We start from the raw sequence: 19,240 nt of genomic DNA on the forward strand, positions 1-19,240 counted from the left end.
GGACCTTTCAGGAGTACCAGGTGGGCTGCGGCAGTTCGCCGGTGAGCACGTGGCGGCCGATCTCGCGGCGCTTGTAGGCGACCGGGTCGTGGAGGGTGTGGGTGCGGACGTTGCGCCAGAAGCGGTCGAGGCCCTCCGCGGAGGCGGTGGCACGCGCGCCGGTCACCTCGAAGATGCGGTTGGTGATCTCCAGGGCCACGTCGGTGGCGCGGGCCTTCACCGCGGCCACCCGGACCTCGAACTCTCCCCGGGCCTGTTCGGTGACCGCGTCCGGGTCGTCGTGCAGCTTCTGCCCCTCGGCGGCCACGGCGTCGGCCAGGGCCTCGACGGCCCACAGCTTGGCGGTGAGGTCACCGTAGATGTCGATGACGTACGGCTCGTCGACGGCGTGTTCGTGGCCGCCGTGCAGCCAGGGCCGTGACTTGGTCCGGGTGTAGGTGGCGGCGGTCTCCAGTGCGCCGGCGGCGATGCCGAGGTAGAAGTTGACGAAGACGAGCTGGATGGTGGGCACGTTGAGGGTGTTGTAGACGCGCGGCCGGAACCGCTTGCCGACATAGCCCGCCGCGGCCGACCAGGGGACGCGCACGGCGTCGAGGGTGACGCCGCCGCTCTCGGTGAGGCGCTGGCCGATGTTGTCCCAGTCGTCGTGGAAGGTCAGGCCCTCGCTGTCGGACGGGACGATGGCGAAGACGTGGTCGTCGGTGCCGGCCAGGACGCCTTCCAGCACGGTGACGTCGGAGACCCTGCTGCCGGTGGAGAAGGACTTGCGGCCGGTGAAGGTGAGCGTGTCGCCCTCGTCCTTCACCACCACGTCCTGGTCGCGCGGGTTGACCGCGCCGCCGAAGAACCACTGGTTGCGGGCGGCCTCGGCCTCGACGTGCTCCCACTGTTCGCGGGTGCCGACCAGCCGGGCGGCCCAGTTCCACAGGTAGTGGTAGCCGAGCAGCTGGCCGATGGAGCCGTCCGCCTTGGCGACCTCGCGGACGACGCGGTAGGCGGTGGGCCAGTCCTGGCCCGCGCCGCCGTGCTCGACGGGGCCGAGGAGGGTGACCAGCCCGGACTCCTTCAGCAGCCGGACCTCGGCGTACGGGGTGGCGGCGGCCTTGTCCCGGGCGGCGGCGTCGGAGGCGAGGACGGCGGCGACCTCGGCGGCGCGGGCGATCCAGCCGGCGGCGTCGGTCGGGGCGGGGGCGGTCTTCCAGTCGGCCGGTGCGGCGGTGCTCATGGGGAACCCCTTTCGCTGTGGGTGCGGGTCGCGGGTGGTCAGGCGCGGACGGCGACGGGCTCGGAGTCGGGCTGTCGTGCCTCCAGTTCGCGTACGAGGGGCAGCACCCGCTTGCCGAAGTACTCGACCTCCTCCAGGTAGTGCAGGAAGCCGAGGAGGAAGAGGTCGACGCCGAGCCGCTTGTAGGCGACGATCCGCTCCGCGATCTGCTCGGGAGTGCCGATGAGTCCGGTACGGAAGCCGTCGTTGTACTGGACGAGATCCTCGAAGCTGGAGTCCTGCCACATGCCCTTGCCGTCGGCGGTGGACTGCCCGGCCTGCTGGACGGCGTCCCGGAAGCCGTGAACGGCCGGCGTGTCGGCCTTGGCGACGATCTCGCGGAGCGTCTCGCGCGCCTCGGCCTCCGTGTCGCGGGCGATGAGGAAGCCGTTGAGGCCGAACTTCGGTGGCGTACGGCCCGCTTGGGCGGCGGAGGCGCGGACGTCGGCGATCTGCTCGGTGACGCCGTCGAAGTCCTTGCCGTTGCTGAAGTACCAGTCGGAGACGCGGCCCGCCATGGCGCGGGCGGCGGTGGAGTTGCCGCCCTGGAAGATCTCCGGGTGCGGACGCTCGGGGGTGTTCAGCGGCTTGGGCTTGAGGGAGAAGTCGCGGACCCGGTAGAAGTCACCGGCGAGTTCGGCGTGGTCCTCGGTCCAGATCGTCCGCAGGGCGGTGATGAACTCCTCCGCGCGCCGGTAGCGTTCGTCGTGCTCCAGCCAGGGCTCGCCGAGGGCGGTGAACTCGCCCTTGAACCAGCCGCTGACGACGTTGACGGCGAAGCGGCCGCCCGACAGGTGGTCGGCGGTGGCGCCGAGCTTGGCGAGGACGCCCGGGTGCCACAGGCCGGGGTGGACGGCGGCGATGACCTTCAGCCGCTCGGTGGCGAGCAGCAGGGCGAGGCTGAAGCTGGTCGACTCGTGCTGGTACTCGGCGCCGTAGCTGGCCATGTAGCGGACCTGGCTGAGGGCGTAGTCGAAGCCGTTGTTCTCGGCGAGGACCGCCAGTTCGCGGTTGTACTCGTAGCCCCAGTCGGTGCGCTGCTCGATGGTGCTGGTGACGAGGCCGCCACTGACGTTCGGCACCCAGTAGGCGAAGCGGGCGGGGTCGGGTCCGGGGGTTGCGGGCATGGGGGAACTCCTGGCGTGAGTACGCACTCGAAAAGGGCGTGTGCGTGACAGGGAAACGTGTTCAGTGACCGGGATCCGGACGTGCGGGGACGACGTTCCCGGGAAAAGCCGAAATCACCGTGGGCAACGGCTTGCAGTGAAATTCACGAAGAAAGAATCAGCGCGAGTGCGAGGGTTTCCCTCGGATGCGCTCAGCCCCGACAGCGACAGCAGGAGCTGGAGACACGCGCAAGGTCGACGTGGCGTCGCCGCGTGAGGTCCTGTCGCTTCATGTCATCGATCAAAGCAGCGGGGAGTCCGGCCGGTCAAGAATGCCCGGAGCTGATTCCACATGCTGAGAGCAGGAATTCACGAGGTTGTGACAGGGATTCCCTTGAACCCGGTCGGCGACGGTGGGCAGTCTCGCTGTCGTGCGTATAGAGCAGCTCGAATACCTCGCGGCCGTCACCCGGTCGGGTTCGCTGCGGCGGGCCGCGATCACGGTACGGCCGCTCGCGCACGACGCGACCGACGTGCTGCTGGTCCTGCAGAGCCGCCCTTCCGGCCGGGTTCCCCGGGCCGCCCGCGATCTGCACCGCCTGTTCGTGCGCAACGCCCGCGGCTGCGACGCCCCTTCGTGAAGCGGCGCAATCAGAGCCGGTCACCAGGTGCCGCACCACCGTCAGCTGCTGGACCTACTGGCTCGCGGTCCACCTGCTGCGACTCCACCGGCCGTCCCGGCACCAGGACGGCGGGAGTGCTGCGCACTTCACGCCGCAGCGAGCGGCGCCGCGCGAAGGTCGCGGTCAGGGCGAGGTACGGCATGTCCGGTCGGCACGTGCGCATCCCGCTCCCGCAGCCGGAGGGTCGCCCACACGCTGGCCAGTCCGGTCAGCGCCGGGGTCTCCCGCGTGCCGGGGCTCCGCCCGCTCACCTCCGGCTCCACTCCTGCGCGAGCAGTTCGTACGACCTCACCCGGTCGGCGTGGTCATGGGTGATCGTCGTGATGAGCAACTCGTCGGCCCCGGTGGCCTCTTGGAGCTGCAGCAGGCGGTCGGCCACCTGTCCCGGTGAGCCGACGAACTGTGTGTCCACGCGGTCCCGCACCAGCTCCCGGTCCTCCTCACTCCACTCGAAGGCCCGGGCCTGATCCGGCGTCGGGTACTCGATGGCGCCCTCGGCGGTGCGGATGCTGCGGACCCAGGCCGCGTAACCGGTGGCGAGCTCGCGGGCCGTCTGCTCGTCCTCCGCCACGACCACGTCGGCCGAGACACTGACGTACGGCTTGTCGAGGACGTCGGAGGGCTGGAAGAAGGCCCGGTAGCCGTCCACGGCCTCCAGCACGGTGGCGGGGCTGACGTGGTAGTTCGCGGCGAACCGCAGCCCTCGCGCGCCCGCGACCTCGGCGCTCTGGCCGCCGCTGCTGCCCAGGATCCACACCTCGACGTCGGCGCCCTCGCCCGGCACGGCGTGCGCCTCGACGCCCTCCGGGGACCGGTAGGTGCCGGCCAGCAGGGCGAGGATGTCGTCGATCTGCTCGGCGTAGTCCTGCGACTCGGCACCGGGCAGCAGGAGCAGCTTGCGCTGCAAGGCGATGCGGGGTGAGCCGAGGAGGCGTTCGAAGGAGAAGCGGGGCGGGATGAGCAGGCCGTTCGGGGCCCGGCCGTCCACGACGGGGGTGGCGGTCGCAGGGGCTGCGGTCGATCGTCCCGGCGGACGGCCGCCCGAGCGGCCCAGGCCGAGGTCGAAGCGTCCGGGATGCAGGGCGTCGATCAGGCCGAACTCCTCGACCGTGCTGAGCGCGGTGCGGTGGCCGAGCTGTACGGCGCCGGAGCCGAGCCGGATCGTGGAGGTGGCGGAGGCGGTCAGCGCGAGGACGACCGCGGGGGACGTGCCCGCGACGCCCGGGTTGAGGTGGTGCTCGGCGAACCAGTACCGGGCGTACCCGAAGCGCTCGGTCTGCTGTGCCAGGTCGATGGAGTTGCGCAGGGCGTCGGCGGCCGTCGAGCCGGACGGTATCGGCACCAGGTCGAGGACGCCGAGGGGGATGTCAGGCATGGGCGGGCTCCTCCTCGGTGACGGGCAGGACCGGTCCCCAGACGAAGGGCGGGTCCGGGATGTCACGGCGCAGTACCGGGGCGACATCGGACTGGAAAAGCTGGAGCGAGCCGCGGTGCTGGGCGTCCGTCAACCCGTTCGCGTCCGCGTGCAGATGGAGCACCGTGTGCCCGAACTGCTCGTGGTAGCGGTGCACCTTGTCGATGATCTGCTGCGGGCTGCCGATCAGGGCGGAGCTGCGCTCGACGAAGTCCTCCACGGTCTCGAAGACCACCGGCAGGCCGAACTGCTTCTGGAACGCCAGCGTCGACTCGAAGATCGGCCGGTACACCTCGATCGCTTCCTGGGAGGTGCGGGTCACGAGGAGCCCGGCCGTGCCGGCACCGACCGCGATCTTCGCCGGGTCGTGGCCGTGGAACTCCCAGCGCTCGCGGTAGTACCTGATCAACTCGGCGTACGGCTCGATGGGGTTGGTGACGTTCGCCGAGAACAGCGGGTCGCCGTAGCGGGCGGCCAGATCCACCGACTCCTTGCTGGTGGCGCTGCCGTGCCAGACCCGGATGGGCTGCTGGTAGGGCCGCGGCCAAACCTCGGCGTCCGTCAGCGGAGGGCGGAAGCGGGTCGCCGCGGTCACCTTGTCCTGCCGCCAGATCTGCCGGAACACCTCATAGCTCTCGGCGTTGCGGTCCCACTGGTCCTCGGGAGTGACATGGAACAGCTCGCGCTGGGCGGCGCCGTTGCCCTTGCCGATGATCAGCTCCAGGCGTCCGCCGGAGAGATGGTCGAGGGTGGCGTAGTCCTCGTAGGCGCGCACCGGGTCCAGGAGGCTGAGCGTGGTCACGGCGGTGAACAGCCGGATGCGCCGGGTCAGTGCCGCGATGTGGCTGAGGACGACGGCCGGCGAGGAGGAGATGAACGGCCGCTCGTGCCGCTCCCCCACTCCGAAGCCGTCGAAGCCGAGTTCCTCGGCGAGCAGGGCGCCCGCGAGAACCTCACGGAAGCGGTCCTGGGTCGTCTTGTGCCCGCCGGTGATCGGATCCGGCCGGTGCACGATCAGGGTGATGGCGAGGAACTTCACGACGCTGCCCGTTCCTCACGAACGTCGTCGATGAGGGTCCCCCCGCTCGAGCGAAGCCGAGAGTGGGGGAGGGCCAGGCCGAGGTGGTCGCGCAGGGTCGGGCCCTCGTACTCCGTGCGGAACACGCCTTGTTCCTGCAGGAGCGGGACGACCTTGTCGGCGAACTCGTCGAGGCCGGTCGGGGTGATGTGCGGGACGAGGATGAAGCCGTCACTGGCGTCGGCCTGCACGAACTCGTTGATGGTGCGGGCGATCGTGTCCGCCGAACCGATGAAGTTCTGCCGGTTGCCCTTCTCGATGACCAGGTCGCGGATCGACCAGTTGTTGGCGGCGGCGAGCTCGCGCCACTCGCGGGCGGTGGCCAGCGGGTCGCGGTACATGCGGACCTGGGCGCGGCCCTGGGAGATGTGCCGGTCGCTGACGTCGGGGTCGATGTCGGGGAGCGGCCCGTCCGGGTCGTAGGAGGACAGGTCCCGGTTCCAGACGAACTCCAGATGCTTGAGGGCGGTGGCGCCGCTGACCTGCTGGCGGCGCACCAGCTTGGCCAGCTCCTGCGCCTCGGCGTCGGTGTCGGCGAGGGTGAAGGTGGCGGCGGGCAGGATCAGCAACTGGTCGTGGTGGCGGCCGTACCTGGCGAGGCGCTTCTTGACGTCGGTGTAGAAGGCCTGGCCCGCTTCGAGGGTGGCGTGCCGGCTGAAGATCGCGTCGGCTTCGGAGGCGGCGAACTCGCGGCCCTCCTCGGAGTCGCCGGCCTGGAAGATCACCGGGCGGCCCTGCGGGGAGCGCGGCACGTTGAACTGCCCGTGGATGTCGAAGTGCTGTCCGGTGTGGACGAAGGCGCCGGCCTTGGCGTCCCGCAGGAAGGTGCCGGTCTCCTGGTCGGCGAGGATCTCGTCGCCGTGCCAGGAGTCGAAGAGCTCGTTCGCCGTGGCCAGGAACTCCTTGGCGCGGGAGTAGCGCTCCTCCTGCGGCAGGAAGCCGCCGCGGCGGAAGTTCTCGCCGGTGAAGGCGTCCCAGGAGGTGACGACGTTCCAGGCGGAGCGTCCGCCGGAGAGGTGGTCGAGGCTGGCGAACTGGCGCGCGACCTCGTAGGGCTCGTTGAAGGTGGAGTTGATGGTGCCGGTCAGTCCGAGGTGCTCGGTGACGGCGGCAAGTGCGGCGAGCACGGTGAAGGTGTCGGGGCGGCCGACGACGTCGAGGTCGTAGATCTTTCCGCCCTGTTCGCGCAGCCGGAGTCCCTCGGCGAGGAACAGGAAGTCGAACTTGGCGCGTTCGGCGGTCTGCGCGAAGTGGACGAAGGAGCTGAACTCGATGTGGCTGCCGGCCTTCGGGTCGCTCCACACGGTGGTGTTGTTGACGCCCGGGAAGTGGGCGGCCAGATGGATCTGCTTCAGCGGCTTGGTCATCGGGTGGGGGATCCTTCCGGCTCAGGCAGCGGCGTAGCGGTTGGTGGGGCGGGCCAGGCCCAGCAGGCCGCGCAGGGTGTCTGCCTCGTAGGCGCGGCGGAAGGCGCCCCGGCGCTGCAGTTCGGGGACCAGCCCCCGGGTGATCGCCGGGAGGTCGTGGCCGGCGACGGCGGGACGCAGCCGGAAACCGGTCAGCCCGGCGCCGTGCAACTCCTGGAGCAGATCGGCGAGTTCGCCGGGCGTGCCGGTGAAGATGCGGGCATCACTCGTGTACGGCTGTCCCGCGAGCGCGTCGAGCCTTTCCCGGCGGGCGGTCGCGGCGGCCGGGTCGTCGTCGAGGAAGACGACCAGGTCGCCGAAGACATGGAGGGGTTCGGTGGCTCGCCCCACGGCGTTCTGCTCGGCGCGGATCCGGGCGACGATCGCGCGGGCCTCGTCGGCGTCGTGCGGGGTGACGTACCCGATGTCGGCGGCGCGGGCCACCAGCCGGTACGGGATGGTGTCGTGGGCGAGGGCGCTGACGATCGGCTGGCCCTGCGGCGGGCGGGGCGTGATGCTGGGGCCTCTGACGCTGAAGTGCCTGCCCTCGAAGTCGATGTAGTGCAGCTTGTCGCGGTCGATGAAGCGGCCGGTGGCGGCGTCCCGGATCTCGGCGTCGTCCTCCCAGCTGTCCCACAGGCGGCGCACCACCTCCACGTAGTCGGCGGCCTCGTCGAGCAGGTCGGTCACCACCTCCTGGGCGGCCGGGCTGTCGTAGGCCTCGATGCGCGGGATGGTGCGGCGGCCGAAGTGCGCGGCCTCGTTCGGGCGGGCGGTGATCTGCACGCGCAGGCCGGCACGGCCGGCGCTGACGTAGTCGAGGGTGGCGATCGCCTTGGAGATGTGGAACGGCTCCGTGTGCGTGGAGACCACCGTCGGCACCAGGCCCATGTGCCGGGTCAGCGGTGCGACGCGGGAGGCGATGAGGACGGCGTCGAGGCGGCCGCGGACCTGGTCGGTGCGCTCGTCCGGGTCCAGGAAGTGGGAGGACTGCGGGCCGAGGCCGTCCTCGATGGTCACGAAGTCCAGCAGACCGCGTTCGGCCTCGGTGACCAGATCGGCCCAGTATCCGGCAGTGAACAGGTCGCGCGGGCGGGCCACCGGCTCGCGCCAGGAGGACGGGTGCCAGCCGGTGCCGTCCAGGGCGACGGCAAGGTGCAGGGAAGAAGGAGGTGTCGAGGACACGAGTGGGTGCCTTCCTGGAAGTCCGTGACGAGAACGCCGCCCCTTCCCACAGGAGGAGGCAACGGCGGTGAAGGAACGGGTCAGGAACAACAGAGCGCGCCGGCCACGCGCTGGAGGTCCATGTGGGGCCGGGAGTGGAGGTGGACGGCGTGGAAGATGTGCGTCACGTCCACCACCTCCGTCTCTGGGGTCATGCGTGGATTCGTCCGCCCGAGCGCCGAGAGGTGCCGCCTCGCACCGAGCGTGGACGTGAGCAGGCTCGACAGCGAGGCGGTGGGTCCTCCCGAGCCCGGGTGCTCGCGACGGCCGGCCGCTACGACGCCGAGTCCGGTGATGGCGAGGGACACTCCGTGGGCTGCCGCACCTGGTGCCGGTGCCGCTCACAGCGTGCCGAACAGGCGCGCGGCGTTGCGCAGGGCGTGCGTCGCGACCCGCTCGCCGAGGACGAGACCGGCCTCGTCGGCCGAGCGGGTGTGGATGCCGGAGTACACGCGGGCGTCCACGTTCTCCTGGGACAGTCGGCTCCAGGTCGTGTAGGTGCGGGTCACTCCGGGGGCGGTGGGGCTGGTCAGCTTGAAGGGCGCCGTGCGCGGCCCGACGAGCGCCGACAGGACCGCTTCCGCCGCGCCCGAGAACGTGTTGTGGCCGCTGGGGTGGTCGGGATGAGCCGGCGTGGTGTGCAGCGGCGTCCACGCGGGGTCGGGGTCGATCGAACCGGTACGGATGGCCGTGACCGGGCGCCACCGCAGATGGGCGTACTTGCTGTCGGAGGTGGCGATCTGCGTGTCCACCAGGGCGACGTGGAACAGGGCCACCAGCCGGGCCCGTCCGGCGCTGGAATGCGGTGACCGGGCGAGGGCCACCCGCAGTGGCTCGGTGTACAGCGTCAGTGAGGAACCGAGCCAGAAGGTGGCGGTCTCTGTCTGCCTCTGCGTGCGTACGGTGCTGTCCACGGCCCCGTACGCACGGACTTCGGCCAGATCGGCGCGGTAACGCGCGGAGTCCGGGGCGGGCGGTGCGGGCAGCCGGTACTGGTCGGGGCTGTCCAGCAGGAAGGGCCGGGCGAGCCGGTTGCCGTACTGCGCGGCCGGGGCGTAGGCGGGCGGGGTCGGCTGCCACACTCCAGGAGCCGCCGGTGGGAGGGTGAACGGCGCGTTGACCGAGGCCGGGTCGAGGCCGTCACCCTCGCGGGCGGCGAGCACCAGCCGCGCCTGGCGGGCGCCGGCCGCCACGCCCTTCGACTCGGCCGCTCCGTCGGGAACGCCCTGAAGCGTCGCGCGCAGAGCGGCGTCCAGTTCCTGAGTGCGGGAGGGGACCAGCGCCACCAGAGCGCCGTGTACGGCGGACGCCAGGGCCGCGTCCTGGAAGTCGCCCCGGTCGACGCCGGACGGCACCACGCGGGTGGCTCGGGCCGCCGCGAGCCAACTGACGGCCCAGGTACGGCTGTTCGTGATCTGCGTAGGGGCGGCGTCCGCCGCGATGGTGGCCGCTGTCGTGTCGTACCAGTCGAGCGCGACGGACGAACGCGGCTGTTCCTCCACCACGGCAGCCGCGGCGGACGGGACGCTGACGGAGGCGGCCAGCAGGACGGCCGAGCCCAGCGCCACCAGGACGGGACGGACGGGATGACGGGTTCTGAACCAGTTCACGCGTACTCCTTCGCGGACGTGCGGATGACCGGTGGTGTTGTCGACGCCGGGGAGTGAGCGGCGAGGTGGCCGGTCCCGTCGAGTGGGATGGAGAGGTGGGGTTCGCCGGGCATGGCCTCGTGTCCTGGACGAAGACGGGGGTGCGCAGGCGTCGTACGGTCCGCGCACCCCGGGTCGGCTACTTGTTGGTCTTGGGCAGGCCGGGCGGGTTGATCTCGGACTTGGTCACGGCCTCGTCGGACAGGCCCCAGCGCTTGAGCACCTTGGCGTACGTGCCGTTCTCGACGACGTGGTTGAGGGCGTCGGCGAGCGGCTTGGCCAGGCCGCTGTCCTTCTTGGTGGTGGCCGCGATCAGGCCCTGGAGGGTGGAGCCGGCACCGGAGTAGGTGCCGACGACCTCGGTCTTGCCGGTGGTGGCCGCGTGGTAGGAGGCGGTCGGATTGGGGCCGAGGTAGAGGTCGATGCGGCCGGCCTGGAGGGCGAGGTAGGTGTCGCTGTCGTTCTGGTAGTACTTGATGTTCACCGGCTTGCGGCCGGCCTTCTCGTTCTCCTTGCTCCACTCGATGAGCAGCTTCTCCTGGTTGGTACCGCTGCCCACGGCGACCGTCTTGCCCGCCACGTCCTCGGGCCCGGTGACCTTCAGGCCGCTGCCCTTCTTCGCCTCGAAGCCCAGGTTGTCCTCGCGGTAGGTGGCGAAGTCGTACTTCTCCTTGCGCTCCTCGGTGACGGTGATGTTGCTGAAGCCGACGTCGTACTTGCCGCTGTCCAGGCCGACGAAGATGTTTTCCCAGGAGACCGTGTTGATGTGCGGCTTGAGGCCGAGCACGTCGGCGACCAGGGAGGCGATGTCGGGCTCGACGCCGATGACGGTCTTGTTGTCGGTGGCGAAGAAGGTCAGCGGCGCGGCGGAGCCGGACGAGTCGACGATCTCCAGGGTGCCCCTCTCGCGAATCTTCTGGGGGACCTCGGCGGCTATGGAGCCGACCTTGTCGGTGGTGACGCGGTTCTGGTCGGGACTGATGTTGATCTTCGTCTTGCCGCCGGACGCGGCCGCGACCTCGGTCGTGCCGCCGTCGTCGGGGTTGCTGCACGCGGCGAGGACGAGGGCGGTGGCGAGCCCGAGCGCGGCTGCGGCGGTGCGGCGGGTGATCGAGGTGGACATGGTCGGGCTCCTTGCCGGCGAAAAGGGGTGAGGGTGGTCAGAGGACCTTGGAGAGGAAGGCGCGGGTGCGCTCGTGCCGCGGGTCGTCCAGGACGGCCGCGGGCGGGCCCTGCTCCACGACGACACCGCCGTCCATGAACACCACGGTGTCGGCGACCTCGCGGGCGAAGCCGATCTCGTGGGTCACGACGATCATGGTGGTTCCGGTGCCTGCCAGGTCCTTGATGACGTCGAGGACCTCGCCGACCAGTTCCGGGTCGAGCGCCGAGGTGGGCTCGTCGAAGAGCAGCACCTTCGGTTCGAGGGCGAGCGCGCGGGCGATGGCCACGCGCTGCTGCTGGCCGCCGGACAGCTGCCGGGGGTAGGCGTCCGCCTTGTCGGCGAGGCCCACCCGGTCGAGGAGCCGGCGGGCGGTCTCCTCCGCTGCCTTGCGCGGGCGGCGCAGCGCGGAGACCGGTGCCTCGACGAGGTTGTCCAGCACGGTCAGGTGCGGGAAGAGGTTGAAGTTCTGGAAGACGAACCCGATGTGGGTGCGCTGCTTCAGTACGTCCTTCTCCTTCAGCTCGTGCAGCTTGCTCCCGGAGCGGCGGTAGCCGATGAGTTCGCCGTCGATGCTGATCCAGCCGCTGTTGACCTTCTCCAGGTGGTTGATCGTCCGCAGCAGCGTGGACTTGCCCGAGCCGGACGGGCCGAGGATCACGGTGACCTCGCCGGCGCGGACCTTCAGGTCGACGCCGCGCAGCACCTCCAGCGGGCCGAAGCTCTTGTGGACGCCGTGGACGTCCACCATCACGTCGCTCATCGGCTGTCTCCCAAGGGCTTCAGGGGTATGACGGGCTGGTTGCGCTGGGCGGCGGCCGCGCGCAGGGTGCGGAGGAAGCGGCGGGCGCGCTGGATCGGGGTGGGCGGCGGGGTGCGGTTGGCACCCCGGGCGTAGCGGCGCTCCACGTAGTACTGCGCGACCGACAGCAGGGAGGTCAGCACCACGTACCAGGCGGTGGCGACCAGCAGCAGCGGGATCACCCGGCCGTTGCGGCCGTAGATCACCTGCACCTGGTAGAACAGCTCGCCGATGGACATCACGTAGACCACCGAGGTGCCCTTGAGCAGTCCGATGATCTCGTTGCCGGCCGTGGGCAGGATGGCGCGCATGGCCTGCGGCAGCACGATCCGGCGGATCTGCCGCAGCCGGGGGATGCCCTGCGCGGCGGCCGCCTCCAGCTGCCCGTGGTCGACGGCGATGACACCACCGCGCACGATCTCGGCGGCATAGGCGGCCTGGTGCAGCGTCAGCCCGATGATGGCCGCGCCCATGGTGCCGATGACGCTGTTGCTGTCGACGGACCAGAACACCGGGCCGAAGGGGATGCCGAAGCCCAACTCCTCGTACAGCGCGCTCAGGTTGAACCAGAACACCAGCTGGACGATCATCGGGATGGATCGGAAGATCCAGATGTAGGTCCAGGCGACGGTCTGCAGCACCGGACTGCGCGACAGCCGCATGAAGGCCAGCACGGTGCCGAGGAGGAAACCGAGCACGGTGGCGTAGGCGGTGAGCTGGAGGGTCACCCACACCGCCTGCACGATCGTCTCGGACAGCACGTAGTCGCCGAAGACACCCCACTCCCAGACCGGGTTGGTGGCCAGCCCGTGCGCGAACTGGGCGACCAGCACGATCACGGCGACGGCCGCCACCCAGCGGGCGTAGTGGCGGGCGGGGACGACCTTGAGGGAGGCCGGATCGTCCGGTGCGGGCGGGGCCCCGGGGCCGGTGCCCGGGGTGGCCGCGCCGGGCGGCGCGGTGTCGGTGGTGGACGGCAGCGTGGACATCGTGAAGGTTCCTGCTCAACTCTCAGGTGTGCTCGGGCGGGTTGACGCGCGATGTGTCGATCGCGGAGGCGGAGGTGCCCCACTTCTTGAGGATCCGGGCGTACGTGCCGTCCTTGATCAGCTCGTTGACGGCGGCCTGGAAGGCCTTGGTGAGGGGGGAGCCCTTCTTGAAGGCGAAGCCGACGTCGAGGCGGTGGAACTCGCCGAGGAAGGTGGTCTGCGAGGCGGGCTGGGCCGCCTGGTGACGCAGGCCGTTGATGGTCGACATGATCACGTCGATACGGCCCTGCTGGAGCGCGGTGAGGGTCGCCGCGTTCTCCGAGTAGACCTTCACGTCGTACGGCTTCCTGCCCGCCTTCGCGCACACCCCCTTCTGCGCGGTGAGGGTCGCTTCGAAGGTGGTCCCGGCGCCGGTGCCGATGGTCAGCCCGCACAGCTGGGTGAGGTCGGTGACTCTCTCCCCGACGGCGGTGTTGCCCGTCTTCACCGCGAAGCCCTGACCGTCGTTGATGTAGGTGACGAAGTCGATGGTCTTCAAGCGTTCGGTGGTGACGCCGAAGTTGCCGGTCCCGAAGTCGTACTTGCCGCTGCCCAGGGCGGGCAGGATCGTCTCGAAGGAGGCGTCCTGCCGCTCCAGCTTCACACCGAGGACCTTGGCCACCGCGTCGGCGATGTCGATGTCCTGGCCGGCAGATGGCTTGTCCTGCCCGTTCGGGTAGTACGCCCCGGGCGGGAATCCGACCGAGCTGCCGACCCGGAGCGTCCCCGCCTTGCGTACGTCGGCGGGGAGCAGGGCCGCGACGGAATCCACCTTGCGCACCGCGGCCACCGGGTCGTCGGTCGGCGCGAGGGACGCCTGAGCGCCCGCCGGTGTGGTGCCGGAGGTGTCGCCGGAGCCGCAGGCGGTCAGCGCCAGCACGGGCAGCAGCGCCATGGTCGCGGCGATACGCAGGCGGCTTCTGATCGGACGAAGGTTCACAGGTCGGCTGCCTTTCCCGTGCGTGCTGCGCGTGCTTCGGCCGGCAGATGCTTCTCGAAGGGCAGCGGGCCGATGGTTTCCGGTTCGGCCTCGGTGTCGAACAGCGGTGTGTAGCCGGTGGCCAGGTACAGGCCCCGGGCCTCTGGCTGGCGTGGCCCGGTGGTCAGGTGGATCCGCCGGTAGCCGCGTGTGCCCGCCTCGCGTTCCAGCTCGGCGATGACACGGCGGGCGAGGCCGCGCCGCCGGTGGGCGGAGTGGGTCCAGATCCGCTTCAGCTCGGCCGTGGTCGCGTCGTACCGGCGGAAGGCGCCGCCCGCGACGGGCTCGCCGCGCTCCAGCAGCAGGAGCAGCAGGCCGCCGTACGGTTCGGTGAACTCCTCGTCGGGGTAGCGGGAGATCTCGGCGTGGGCGTCCTTGCCGTAGCGCGTGGAGTACTCGCGGCCGAGTTCGCGCAGCAGGGGTCTCACGCGCGGGTCGCAGACGGGGACATGAAGCACGGTCACGTCCCCGGCTGATGATGACGGTTGGGCCACGGAGGTCATTCGCCCACCGCCGCAAGGGTTTGCGTCCCGCGTGCCGCCCGCTCCGCGTCGCGCTTGGCGACCTCCTCGCGGACGATCGGGATCACGTACCGGCCGAAGTCGATGGCGTCGCCCAGCAGGTCGTAGCCGCGCGCGGAGAGGATGTCGACGCCGAGGTCGTAGTAGTCGAGGAGCGCCTGGGCCACGGTCTCGGGCGTGCCGACCAGGGCATTGGAGTTGCCCGCGCCGCCGGTCGCTGCGGCGGTCGGGGTCCACAGGGCGCGGTCGTAGCGCTCCCCCGCCTCGGCGATGGTGATCAGCCGCTGCGAGCCGACGTTCTGAGGTGTTGCGGCCTGCGGCCGCGCGTGCCCGTTGTGGCGCTTGGTGATCGCCTCGCCCCTCTCCTTGCGCGCCTTGATCACGCCGACCGTGCGGTGGGCCTTCTCCCAGGCCAGCTCCTCGGTCGGGGCGATGATCGGGCGGAACGCCACCTGGATGCGGGGCGGGTCGGTGCGGCCCGCGGCCTTCGCGGCGGCCTTCACGTTCTCGATCTGCTCGGCGGTCTTCGCGAGGGGTTCGCCCCACAGGCAGTAGATGTCGGCCTCCGCGCCGCCCGCGGCGTACGCGGCGGGCGACGAACCGCCGAACAACACGTTCGGGCGGGGCTGTTGGACCGGGTAGACGTCGCTGACGAAGTCGTGGAAGCGGTAGTGCTCGCCCTCGTGGTCGAAGGGCTCGTGCGTGGTCCAGATCTTCTTGACGATCCGGATGTATTCACGGGTGCGGGCGTAGCGCTCGTCCTTGGTGAGGGTGTCGCCCTCGCGGCCCTGCTCGTGGTCGTTGCCGCCGGTGATGAAGTGCACGGTCAGCCGGCCCTCGCTGATCTGGTCGAGGGTGGCGAAGGTCTTGGCGGCGAAGGTGGGGTAGGAGACATTGGGCCGGTGGGCGAGCAGGATCTGCAGGCGCTCCAGCCTGCTCGCGATGTACGCGGCGGCCGGTGCGGGGTCCGGCGATCCGGAGCCGTAGGCGAACAGCACCCGGTCCCAGCCGTGGTCCTCGTGGGCCCGGGCGAGCCGGAGCGTGTACTCCTTGTCGAAGGCGGGGCCGGAACGCGGGGTGGTTTCGGAGCCGTCGTTGGTGGCGGCGATGCCAAGGAACTCCACTGGCATGGGAGATGGCCTTTCCGGGTGCGGCGACACGCAGGCATGAGGGACTGGCCTTGCGTGCAGGCATGAGCGCACAGACCGTCAGGCGGACGGGTCGGTGCAGTCGTGACGACGTCGAGCGTCGGGAGAAGCAGAGCTGCGGCAGCGCGCGTAAGGAGAGAACTCGGCCCGCGACGGGGTCACCGAGGGAGGGAAGGGCCGGTCAGACGGCCCGCTGCCGAGTCAGACGCAACACGCGGCGGACCACACCCGACCGAAGTCGATGTGATCGCGCGAGACCAAGCGCTGCTGGGCATTCATGCGACTAATTGAGCAGTACATCGTGGCGCTCGTCAAGCAGCGCCCGGATGCCGGACCGCCCGGGACCGGCGCTGCCGTGGGCGCTGTTGACACATCGATGCCCTGGGCACATACGATCGACAGCGGATCGGCCGCCCTGCGCGGCAGCCTCTCCGGCCGCGTTGAGGGACGCGGCGAATGTGACGACGCCGAGCCCCGGCCGCACCGTAGGCACGCAGCGCCTGTGCCGTTGCGCTCCCTGCGAGTGCCACCGGGTGGTCACCCACGCCTGCGATTCCCTCCCCCGGAGAGCCTCTCGATGGTCACGCCTTCCGAAGTCACGCCGGCCCCTGCGACGAAACCCCCGAAACAGGCGAGCGCGCCTGGCCCCGACCTTCCGCGGATCGTGCCACGCCGGCACGTCGGCCGGTGGCTGACCGCTGCGGTCGCGCTGCTGCTGTTCGCGATGGTGCTCAACTCCGTCGTCCGCAATGACGCCTTCCAATGGAGCGTGGTGGGCCGGTACTTCACCACCGCCGCCGTGCTCGACGGACTGCTGCTGTCCCTGTGGCTGACGGCTGTGGTGATGGTGCTCGGATTCCTGCTCGGCACCGTGCTGGCGGTGATGCGGCTATCGGCCAACCCTGTTCTGCGCACGCTGAGTTGGGGCTATGTGTGGATCTTCCGGTCCACGCCGCTGCTGGTGCAGCTGCTGTTCTGGTTCAACATCGGCGCCCTGTATCCGACGCTGGGCCTCGGCATCCCGTTCGGCCCGCAGTTCCTCACCGTCAAGACGGTCAATCTGCTCGGCCCCACCCTGACCGCCGTCATCGGCCTGACCCTGCACGAGACCGCGTACGCCGCCGAGGTGGTGCGCGGCGGCATCCTCTCCGTGGACTCCGGGCAGACCGAGGCAGCACAGGCGCTCGGGCTGAGCAGACGCCGCACCCTGCGCCGGATCGTGGTGCCGCAGGCGATGCGCTCCATCGTGCCCACGGCCGGGAACATGCTGATCGGCACCATGAAGGGCACCAGCATCGTCAGTGTGCTGGCCGTGCACGACCTGCTGTACTCGGTGCAGTTGATCTACAACCAGACCTATCAGGTCATCCCGCTGCTGATGGTCGCCACCCTGTGGTACATCGCGGTCACCACGGTGCTCGGCGCGGGCCAGTTCTACGTCGAGCGGCACTACGCGCGCGGGGACTCCCGCGCCCTGCCGCCGACCCCGCTGCAACGGCTGCGCGGCCACCTGACCGCCGTGCGCCACCGGCTGAGCGCGGCCACGGCCGCCGACGCCCGCCCGGCGATCGGCGGTGACCGGTGAGCAGCACCCCTTCGCCGGCCGTCGTGGTCGTCGTCGGCGCGGGGCCGCGCGCCACGGGCCTGCTGGAGCGGATCGCCGCCAACGCGCCCGAACTGTGGGACGGAGCTCCGGCCTGCTCGCCGTCTCCCCCACGGACGGCCACGTCCTCGACCCGTCCCTCGACAGCCCCCACCCCCGCCGCATCGCCCTCGGCGCCCCCACCAACAGCCGGGCCGTCGCCGCCTTCGCCCGCCCCCGCACCGACGCCCCGGCCTTCCGCCAGAACGACGCGGTAGCACGCGCGCTCCTGCGTGCTCTGAGCGCCACCGAGGCTGACCCGGCTACGTCACCGGTGGACGGCCGGCCTCTCAGAGTGTGAGACCTTCCCTACTTTTCCTATTGGATTACTAGGGAAGCCTTGACTGCGTGCGCCGCGGGTGCGCAGGATGATGAGCATGTCCCGTAAGCAGCAACGACTCGTTCGTCGTCGGCACGTCGACTTCGGTCACGTCGTCAGTGCCGCCTGCTGCCGCGCGTAAGGCACGCGACTCGCACCTTCGCCCGTGCCCGCCCACCGCGCCTGACGGCACGACACGGCACCGCATCGTCACCGTTCGGCGCGTGGGCCGCAAGTACCTGCCCGGCCGGCAGGCGAGCTCCGACGCCGCGCTCCGCGGCCGACCTTGAGGAGACCACTTCCATGGGCCTTGCCTCCGCGCCGTCCCACCCCGCCGCGCCGTCCGACCGAACCGGGCCCGGCCGGGCGCACTGGCTGCGTGTGGCCCGCGAGACGGCGGACGACCTGGCCACGGACGCGGCGGCCCGGGAGCAGGCGGGCAAAACCCCGATCGACGAGGTGTCCCGGCTGCGCGAGGCGGGACTGCTGACGCTCCTGACGCCCGCCGAGTCCCAGGTCGGCGGCCCGGACTGGCCCACGGCCTACGCCGTCGTCCGGGAGATCGCCGCGGCCGACGGCGCGATCGGTCAATTGCTCGGCTGTCACTACTTCCTGTCGTGGAGCGCCCGGTTCTTCGCCGAACGCGCTCTCGCCGCGCGGACAGCGGAGCGGTCCGCAGCCGAACAGTGGTGCTGGGGCGGCGGTTTCGCGCGTCAGGAGCCGCCTCTGATGCTGGCCAGGACCTCCAAGGGACTGGTGCTCGACGGTCGGCAGAGTTACACCACCGGGGTCCTGGTCGCCGATCGTCTCGCCGTGCGCGCCGTGCGGGAGGACACGGGTGAACCGCTCGCCGTCGTGGTGGATCCCGCCCGTCGCGGTGTGGTGATCGACGGCGACAGCGACACCTTCGGCCAGCGGCTCGCGGCCGGCGGCAGCGTGGAGTTCGACGACGTACCGGTGGCCGCCGACGACGTGCTCGGCTCCCTGTCCGCGGACGAGGACCTGCTGTCGCCCCGGGCCGCCCTGGCATCTCCGGTCGGGCGTCTCTTCTCCGCCCAGCTCCTTCTCGGCATGGCCGAGGGAGTGCTCGCCGAAGCCCGTGAGTACAGCAGGACGGGCCACGCACCCTGGCACCCCGCCTGGCCGACCGGCACCCCGCACGACCCGCAGGTGCAGACCGCCTACGGAGAACTCACCGTCCTCACCCGCTCAGCGTCGGCACTCACCGATCAAGCACTGGAAGCCGTGCGAGGCGGCCTTGAGCGCGGCGAAGACCTCACCTACGACGAGTGCGCGGACATCTCCGCCCTCGTGGCCATGGCCGAGACCGCGGCGGCCGGGGCAGCGCAGGAGTCCACCACCCGCGCCCTCGACATCATCGGCGCCCGCTCCACCTCCGCACGGCTGGGCTTCGACCGGTTCTGGCGCAATGCCCGAACCCACAGCCTGTACGAGCCCGTCGCCCACCGGCTCCGCGATGTCGGGGAGTACTACCTCAACGGCGCCCACCCTCCGTTCGTCCTGCCCGCCTGATCGGGAGGCGGGGACGTTCGGAGACCTGCCGTGACATGGTCAACGGGGCTTGCCGGGCTGGCGGTCGGCCTGCTCATAGCAGTGGTGACCGCGCCGGTGGGGGTGCCGGGTGCCGTGTTCCTGCTGCACCGTGCAGTTGAGTGTCCTCGGGGTGCCCAGTCCGGCGGTCACGCCCACCAATCTGCTGTTGTGGTTCACCGAGGGCGCCGCCGACGGCTTCAACATCATGCCGCCCCATCTGCCGGGCGGCCTGGAGGACTTCGTCGACCACGTCGTCCCGAT

General features: G+C 70.7%; 19 protein-coding genes and 2 pseudogenes. 5 read left to right on the forward strand and 16 right to left on the reverse strand.

Annotated elements, in window-relative coordinates; genetic code table 11:
- Positions 1-7: 7 nt before the first annotated feature.
- The 3 genes from IE212_RS05705 to IE212_RS35580 all read right to left on the reverse strand — a co-directional run bounded on the left by IE212_RS05705 (position 8) and on the right by IE212_RS35580 (position 2,663).
- On the reverse strand, positions 8-1,225 hold the full coding sequence (locus tag IE212_RS05705) for an acyl-CoA dehydrogenase family protein (RefSeq protein WP_190196578.1): 1,218 nt from the start codon (positions 1,223-1,225) through the stop codon (positions 8-10).
- Between the two features lie 38 nt (positions 1,226-1,263).
- Positions 1,264-2,391 (reverse strand): dimethylsulfone monooxygenase SfnG, encoded by a 1,128-nt coding sequence (sfnG, locus tag IE212_RS05710; protein WP_190196579.1) that lies wholly within the window; start codon positions 2,389-2,391, stop codon positions 1,264-1,266.
- Positions 2,392-2,582: 191 nt separating this feature from the next.
- Positions 2,583-2,663, reverse strand: a complete 81-nt coding sequence (locus IE212_RS35580) for a putative leader peptide (RefSeq protein ID WP_358556123.1) — start codon at positions 2,661-2,663, stop codon at positions 2,583-2,585.
- 138 nt (positions 2,664-2,801) lie between these two features.
- Between IE212_RS35580 and IE212_RS05715 the strand changes: the two genes are divergently transcribed.
- Positions 2,802-3,011: a hypothetical protein gene (locus IE212_RS05715; protein ID WP_373301343.1), complete on the forward strand. Its 210-nt coding sequence runs from the start codon at positions 2,802-2,804 to the stop codon at positions 3,009-3,011.
- A 10-nt stretch (positions 3,012-3,021) separates the two neighbouring features.
- Here IE212_RS05715 and IE212_RS05720 read toward each other — a convergent pair whose 3' ends face one another.
- The 13 genes from IE212_RS05720 to IE212_RS05775 form a co-directional block, all read right to left on the reverse strand.
- Positions 3,022-3,216, reverse strand: coding sequence for a hypothetical protein (locus IE212_RS05720; RefSeq protein ID WP_190196580.1), 195 nt, complete (start codon positions 3,214-3,216; stop codon positions 3,022-3,024).
- Between the two features lie 84 nt (positions 3,217-3,300).
- Positions 3,301-4,428 (reverse strand): LLM class flavin-dependent oxidoreductase, encoded by a 1,128-nt coding sequence (locus tag IE212_RS05725; RefSeq protein WP_190196581.1) that lies wholly within the window; start codon positions 4,426-4,428, stop codon positions 3,301-3,303.
- Complete coding sequence (locus IE212_RS05730; protein ID WP_190196582.1) at positions 4,421-5,506, reverse strand: LLM class flavin-dependent oxidoreductase; 1,086 nt, start codon at positions 5,504-5,506, stop codon at positions 4,421-4,423. The genes IE212_RS05725 and IE212_RS05730 overlap by 8 nt, the downstream gene beginning before the upstream one ends.
- Positions 5,503-6,912, reverse strand: a complete 1,410-nt coding sequence (locus tag IE212_RS05735; protein ID WP_229864071.1) for an NtaA/DmoA family FMN-dependent monooxygenase — start codon at positions 6,910-6,912, stop codon at positions 5,503-5,505. Before IE212_RS05735 ends, IE212_RS05730 begins: the two co-directional genes overlap by 4 nt.
- A gap of 21 nt (positions 6,913-6,933) precedes the next feature.
- The gene (locus IE212_RS05740) at positions 6,934-8,136 is read right to left on the reverse strand and encodes an LLM class flavin-dependent oxidoreductase (RefSeq protein WP_190196583.1); all 1,203 of its coding nucleotides are present in this window, start codon (positions 8,134-8,136) and stop codon (positions 6,934-6,936) included.
- A gap of 80 nt (positions 8,137-8,216) precedes the next feature.
- Positions 8,217-8,330, reverse strand: a complete 114-nt coding sequence (locus IE212_RS35585; protein WP_373301344.1) for a putative leader peptide — start codon at positions 8,328-8,330, stop codon at positions 8,217-8,219.
- Between the two features lie 186 nt (positions 8,331-8,516).
- Positions 8,517-9,785, reverse strand: coding sequence for a vanadium-dependent haloperoxidase (locus IE212_RS05745; protein ID WP_229864072.1), 1,269 nt, complete (start codon positions 9,783-9,785; stop codon positions 8,517-8,519).
- 178 nt (positions 9,786-9,963) lie between these two features.
- A complete protein-coding gene (locus tag IE212_RS05750; protein WP_190196584.1) occupies positions 9,964-10,947 on the reverse strand; it encodes an ABC transporter substrate-binding protein in 984 nt (327 codons plus the stop codon).
- 37 nt (positions 10,948-10,984) lie between these two features.
- Positions 10,985-11,749, reverse strand: a complete 765-nt coding sequence (locus tag IE212_RS05755) for an amino acid ABC transporter ATP-binding protein (RefSeq protein ID WP_308430172.1) — start codon at positions 11,747-11,749, stop codon at positions 10,985-10,987.
- Positions 11,746-12,768, reverse strand: coding sequence for an amino acid ABC transporter permease (locus IE212_RS05760; protein ID WP_190196629.1), 1,023 nt, complete (start codon positions 12,766-12,768; stop codon positions 11,746-11,748). The genes IE212_RS05755 and IE212_RS05760 overlap by 4 nt, the downstream gene beginning before the upstream one ends.
- A gap of 31 nt (positions 12,769-12,799) precedes the next feature.
- Positions 12,800-13,711 (reverse strand): ABC transporter substrate-binding protein, encoded by a 912-nt coding sequence (locus IE212_RS05765; RefSeq protein WP_190196585.1) that lies wholly within the window; start codon positions 13,709-13,711, stop codon positions 12,800-12,802.
- A 41-nt stretch (positions 13,712-13,752) separates the two neighbouring features.
- Positions 13,753-14,298: a GNAT family N-acetyltransferase gene (locus IE212_RS05770; RefSeq protein WP_190196586.1), complete on the reverse strand. Its 546-nt coding sequence runs from the start codon at positions 14,296-14,298 to the stop codon at positions 13,753-13,755.
- Positions 14,295-15,446 carry an LLM class flavin-dependent oxidoreductase gene (locus tag IE212_RS05775; protein WP_190196587.1) on the reverse strand — a complete coding sequence of 384 codons (1,152 nt, stop codon included), beginning with the start codon at positions 15,444-15,446 and terminating at the stop codon, positions 14,295-14,297. Before IE212_RS05775 ends, IE212_RS05770 begins: the two co-directional genes overlap by 4 nt.
- Positions 15,447-16,041: 595 nt before the next feature.
- On the opposite strand from IE212_RS05775, the gene IE212_RS05780 reads away from it, so the two are divergent.
- From IE212_RS05780 to IE212_RS05795, 4 genes and pseudogenes are all read left to right on the forward strand, one after another.
- Complete coding sequence (locus IE212_RS05780) at positions 16,042-17,049, forward strand: amino acid ABC transporter permease (protein ID WP_190196588.1); 1,008 nt, start codon at positions 16,042-16,044, stop codon at positions 17,047-17,049.
- 106 nt (positions 17,050-17,155) lie between these two features.
- Positions 17,156-17,407: pseudogene (locus IE212_RS05785) on the forward strand (FAD/NAD(P)-binding protein); the annotation flags it as partial.
- A gap of 321 nt (positions 17,408-17,728) precedes the next feature.
- Entirely contained in the window at positions 17,729-18,958 is a 1,230-nt protein-coding gene (locus IE212_RS05790; RefSeq protein ID WP_190196589.1) for an acyl-CoA dehydrogenase family protein, read from the forward strand.
- Positions 18,959-18,988: 30 nt separating this feature from the next.
- Positions 18,989-19,228 (forward strand): annotated as a pseudogene (locus IE212_RS05795) (sulfite exporter TauE/SafE family protein); the annotation flags it as partial.
- Positions 19,229-19,240 lie beyond the last annotated feature (12 nt).

It is taken from the genome of Streptomyces djakartensis, from assembly GCF_014651075.1.
Classification (GTDB): domain Bacteria; phylum Actinomycetota; class Actinomycetes; order Streptomycetales; family Streptomycetaceae; genus Streptomyces; species Streptomyces djakartensis.

Excerpts from the sequence above, each read along its gene's own strand:
- IE212_RS05705 (WP_190196578.1), bottom strand. The coding sequence starts at position 1,225 with ATGAGCACCGCCGCACCGGCCGACTGGAAGACCGCCCCCGCCCCGACC.
- IE212_RS35580 (WP_358556123.1), bottom strand. The coding sequence starts at position 2,663 with ATGAAGCGACAGGACCTCACGCGGCGACGCCACGTCGACCTTGCGCGT.
- IE212_RS05770 (WP_190196586.1), bottom strand. The coding sequence starts at position 14,298 with ATGACCTCCGTGGCCCAACCGTCATCATCAGCCGGGGACGTGACCGTG.
- IE212_RS05720 (WP_190196580.1), bottom strand. The coding sequence starts at position 3,216 with ATGCGCACGTGCCGACCGGACATGCCGTACCTCGCCCTGACCGCGACC.
- IE212_RS35585 (WP_373301344.1), bottom strand. The coding sequence starts at position 8,330 with ATGACCCCAGAGACGGAGGTGGTGGACGTGACGCACATCTTCCACGCC.
- IE212_RS05725 (WP_190196581.1), bottom strand. The coding sequence starts at position 4,428 with ATGCCTGACATCCCCCTCGGCGTCCTCGACCTGGTGCCGATACCGTCC.
- IE212_RS05790 (WP_190196589.1), top strand. The coding sequence starts at position 17,729 with ATGGGCCTTGCCTCCGCGCCGTCCCACCCCGCCGCGCCGTCCGACCGA.
- IE212_RS05750 (WP_190196584.1), bottom strand. The coding sequence starts at position 10,947 with ATGTCCACCTCGATCACCCGCCGCACCGCCGCAGCCGCGCTCGGGCTC.
- IE212_RS05755 (WP_308430172.1), bottom strand. The coding sequence starts at position 11,749 with ATGAGCGACGTGATGGTGGACGTCCACGGCGTCCACAAGAGCTTCGGC.
- IE212_RS05735 (WP_229864071.1), bottom strand. The coding sequence starts at position 6,912 with ATGACCAAGCCGCTGAAGCAGATCCATCTGGCCGCCCACTTCCCGGGC.
- IE212_RS05780 (WP_190196588.1), top strand. The coding sequence starts at position 16,042 with ATGGTCACGCCTTCCGAAGTCACGCCGGCCCCTGCGACGAAACCCCCG.
- IE212_RS05765 (WP_190196585.1), bottom strand. The coding sequence starts at position 13,711 with ATGGCGCTGCTGCCCGTGCTGGCGCTGACCGCCTGCGGCTCCGGCGAC.
- IE212_RS05775 (WP_190196587.1), bottom strand. The coding sequence starts at position 15,446 with ATGCCAGTGGAGTTCCTTGGCATCGCCGCCACCAACGACGGCTCCGAA.
- sfnG (WP_190196579.1), bottom strand. The coding sequence starts at position 2,391 with ATGCCCGCAACCCCCGGACCCGACCCCGCCCGCTTCGCCTACTGGGTG.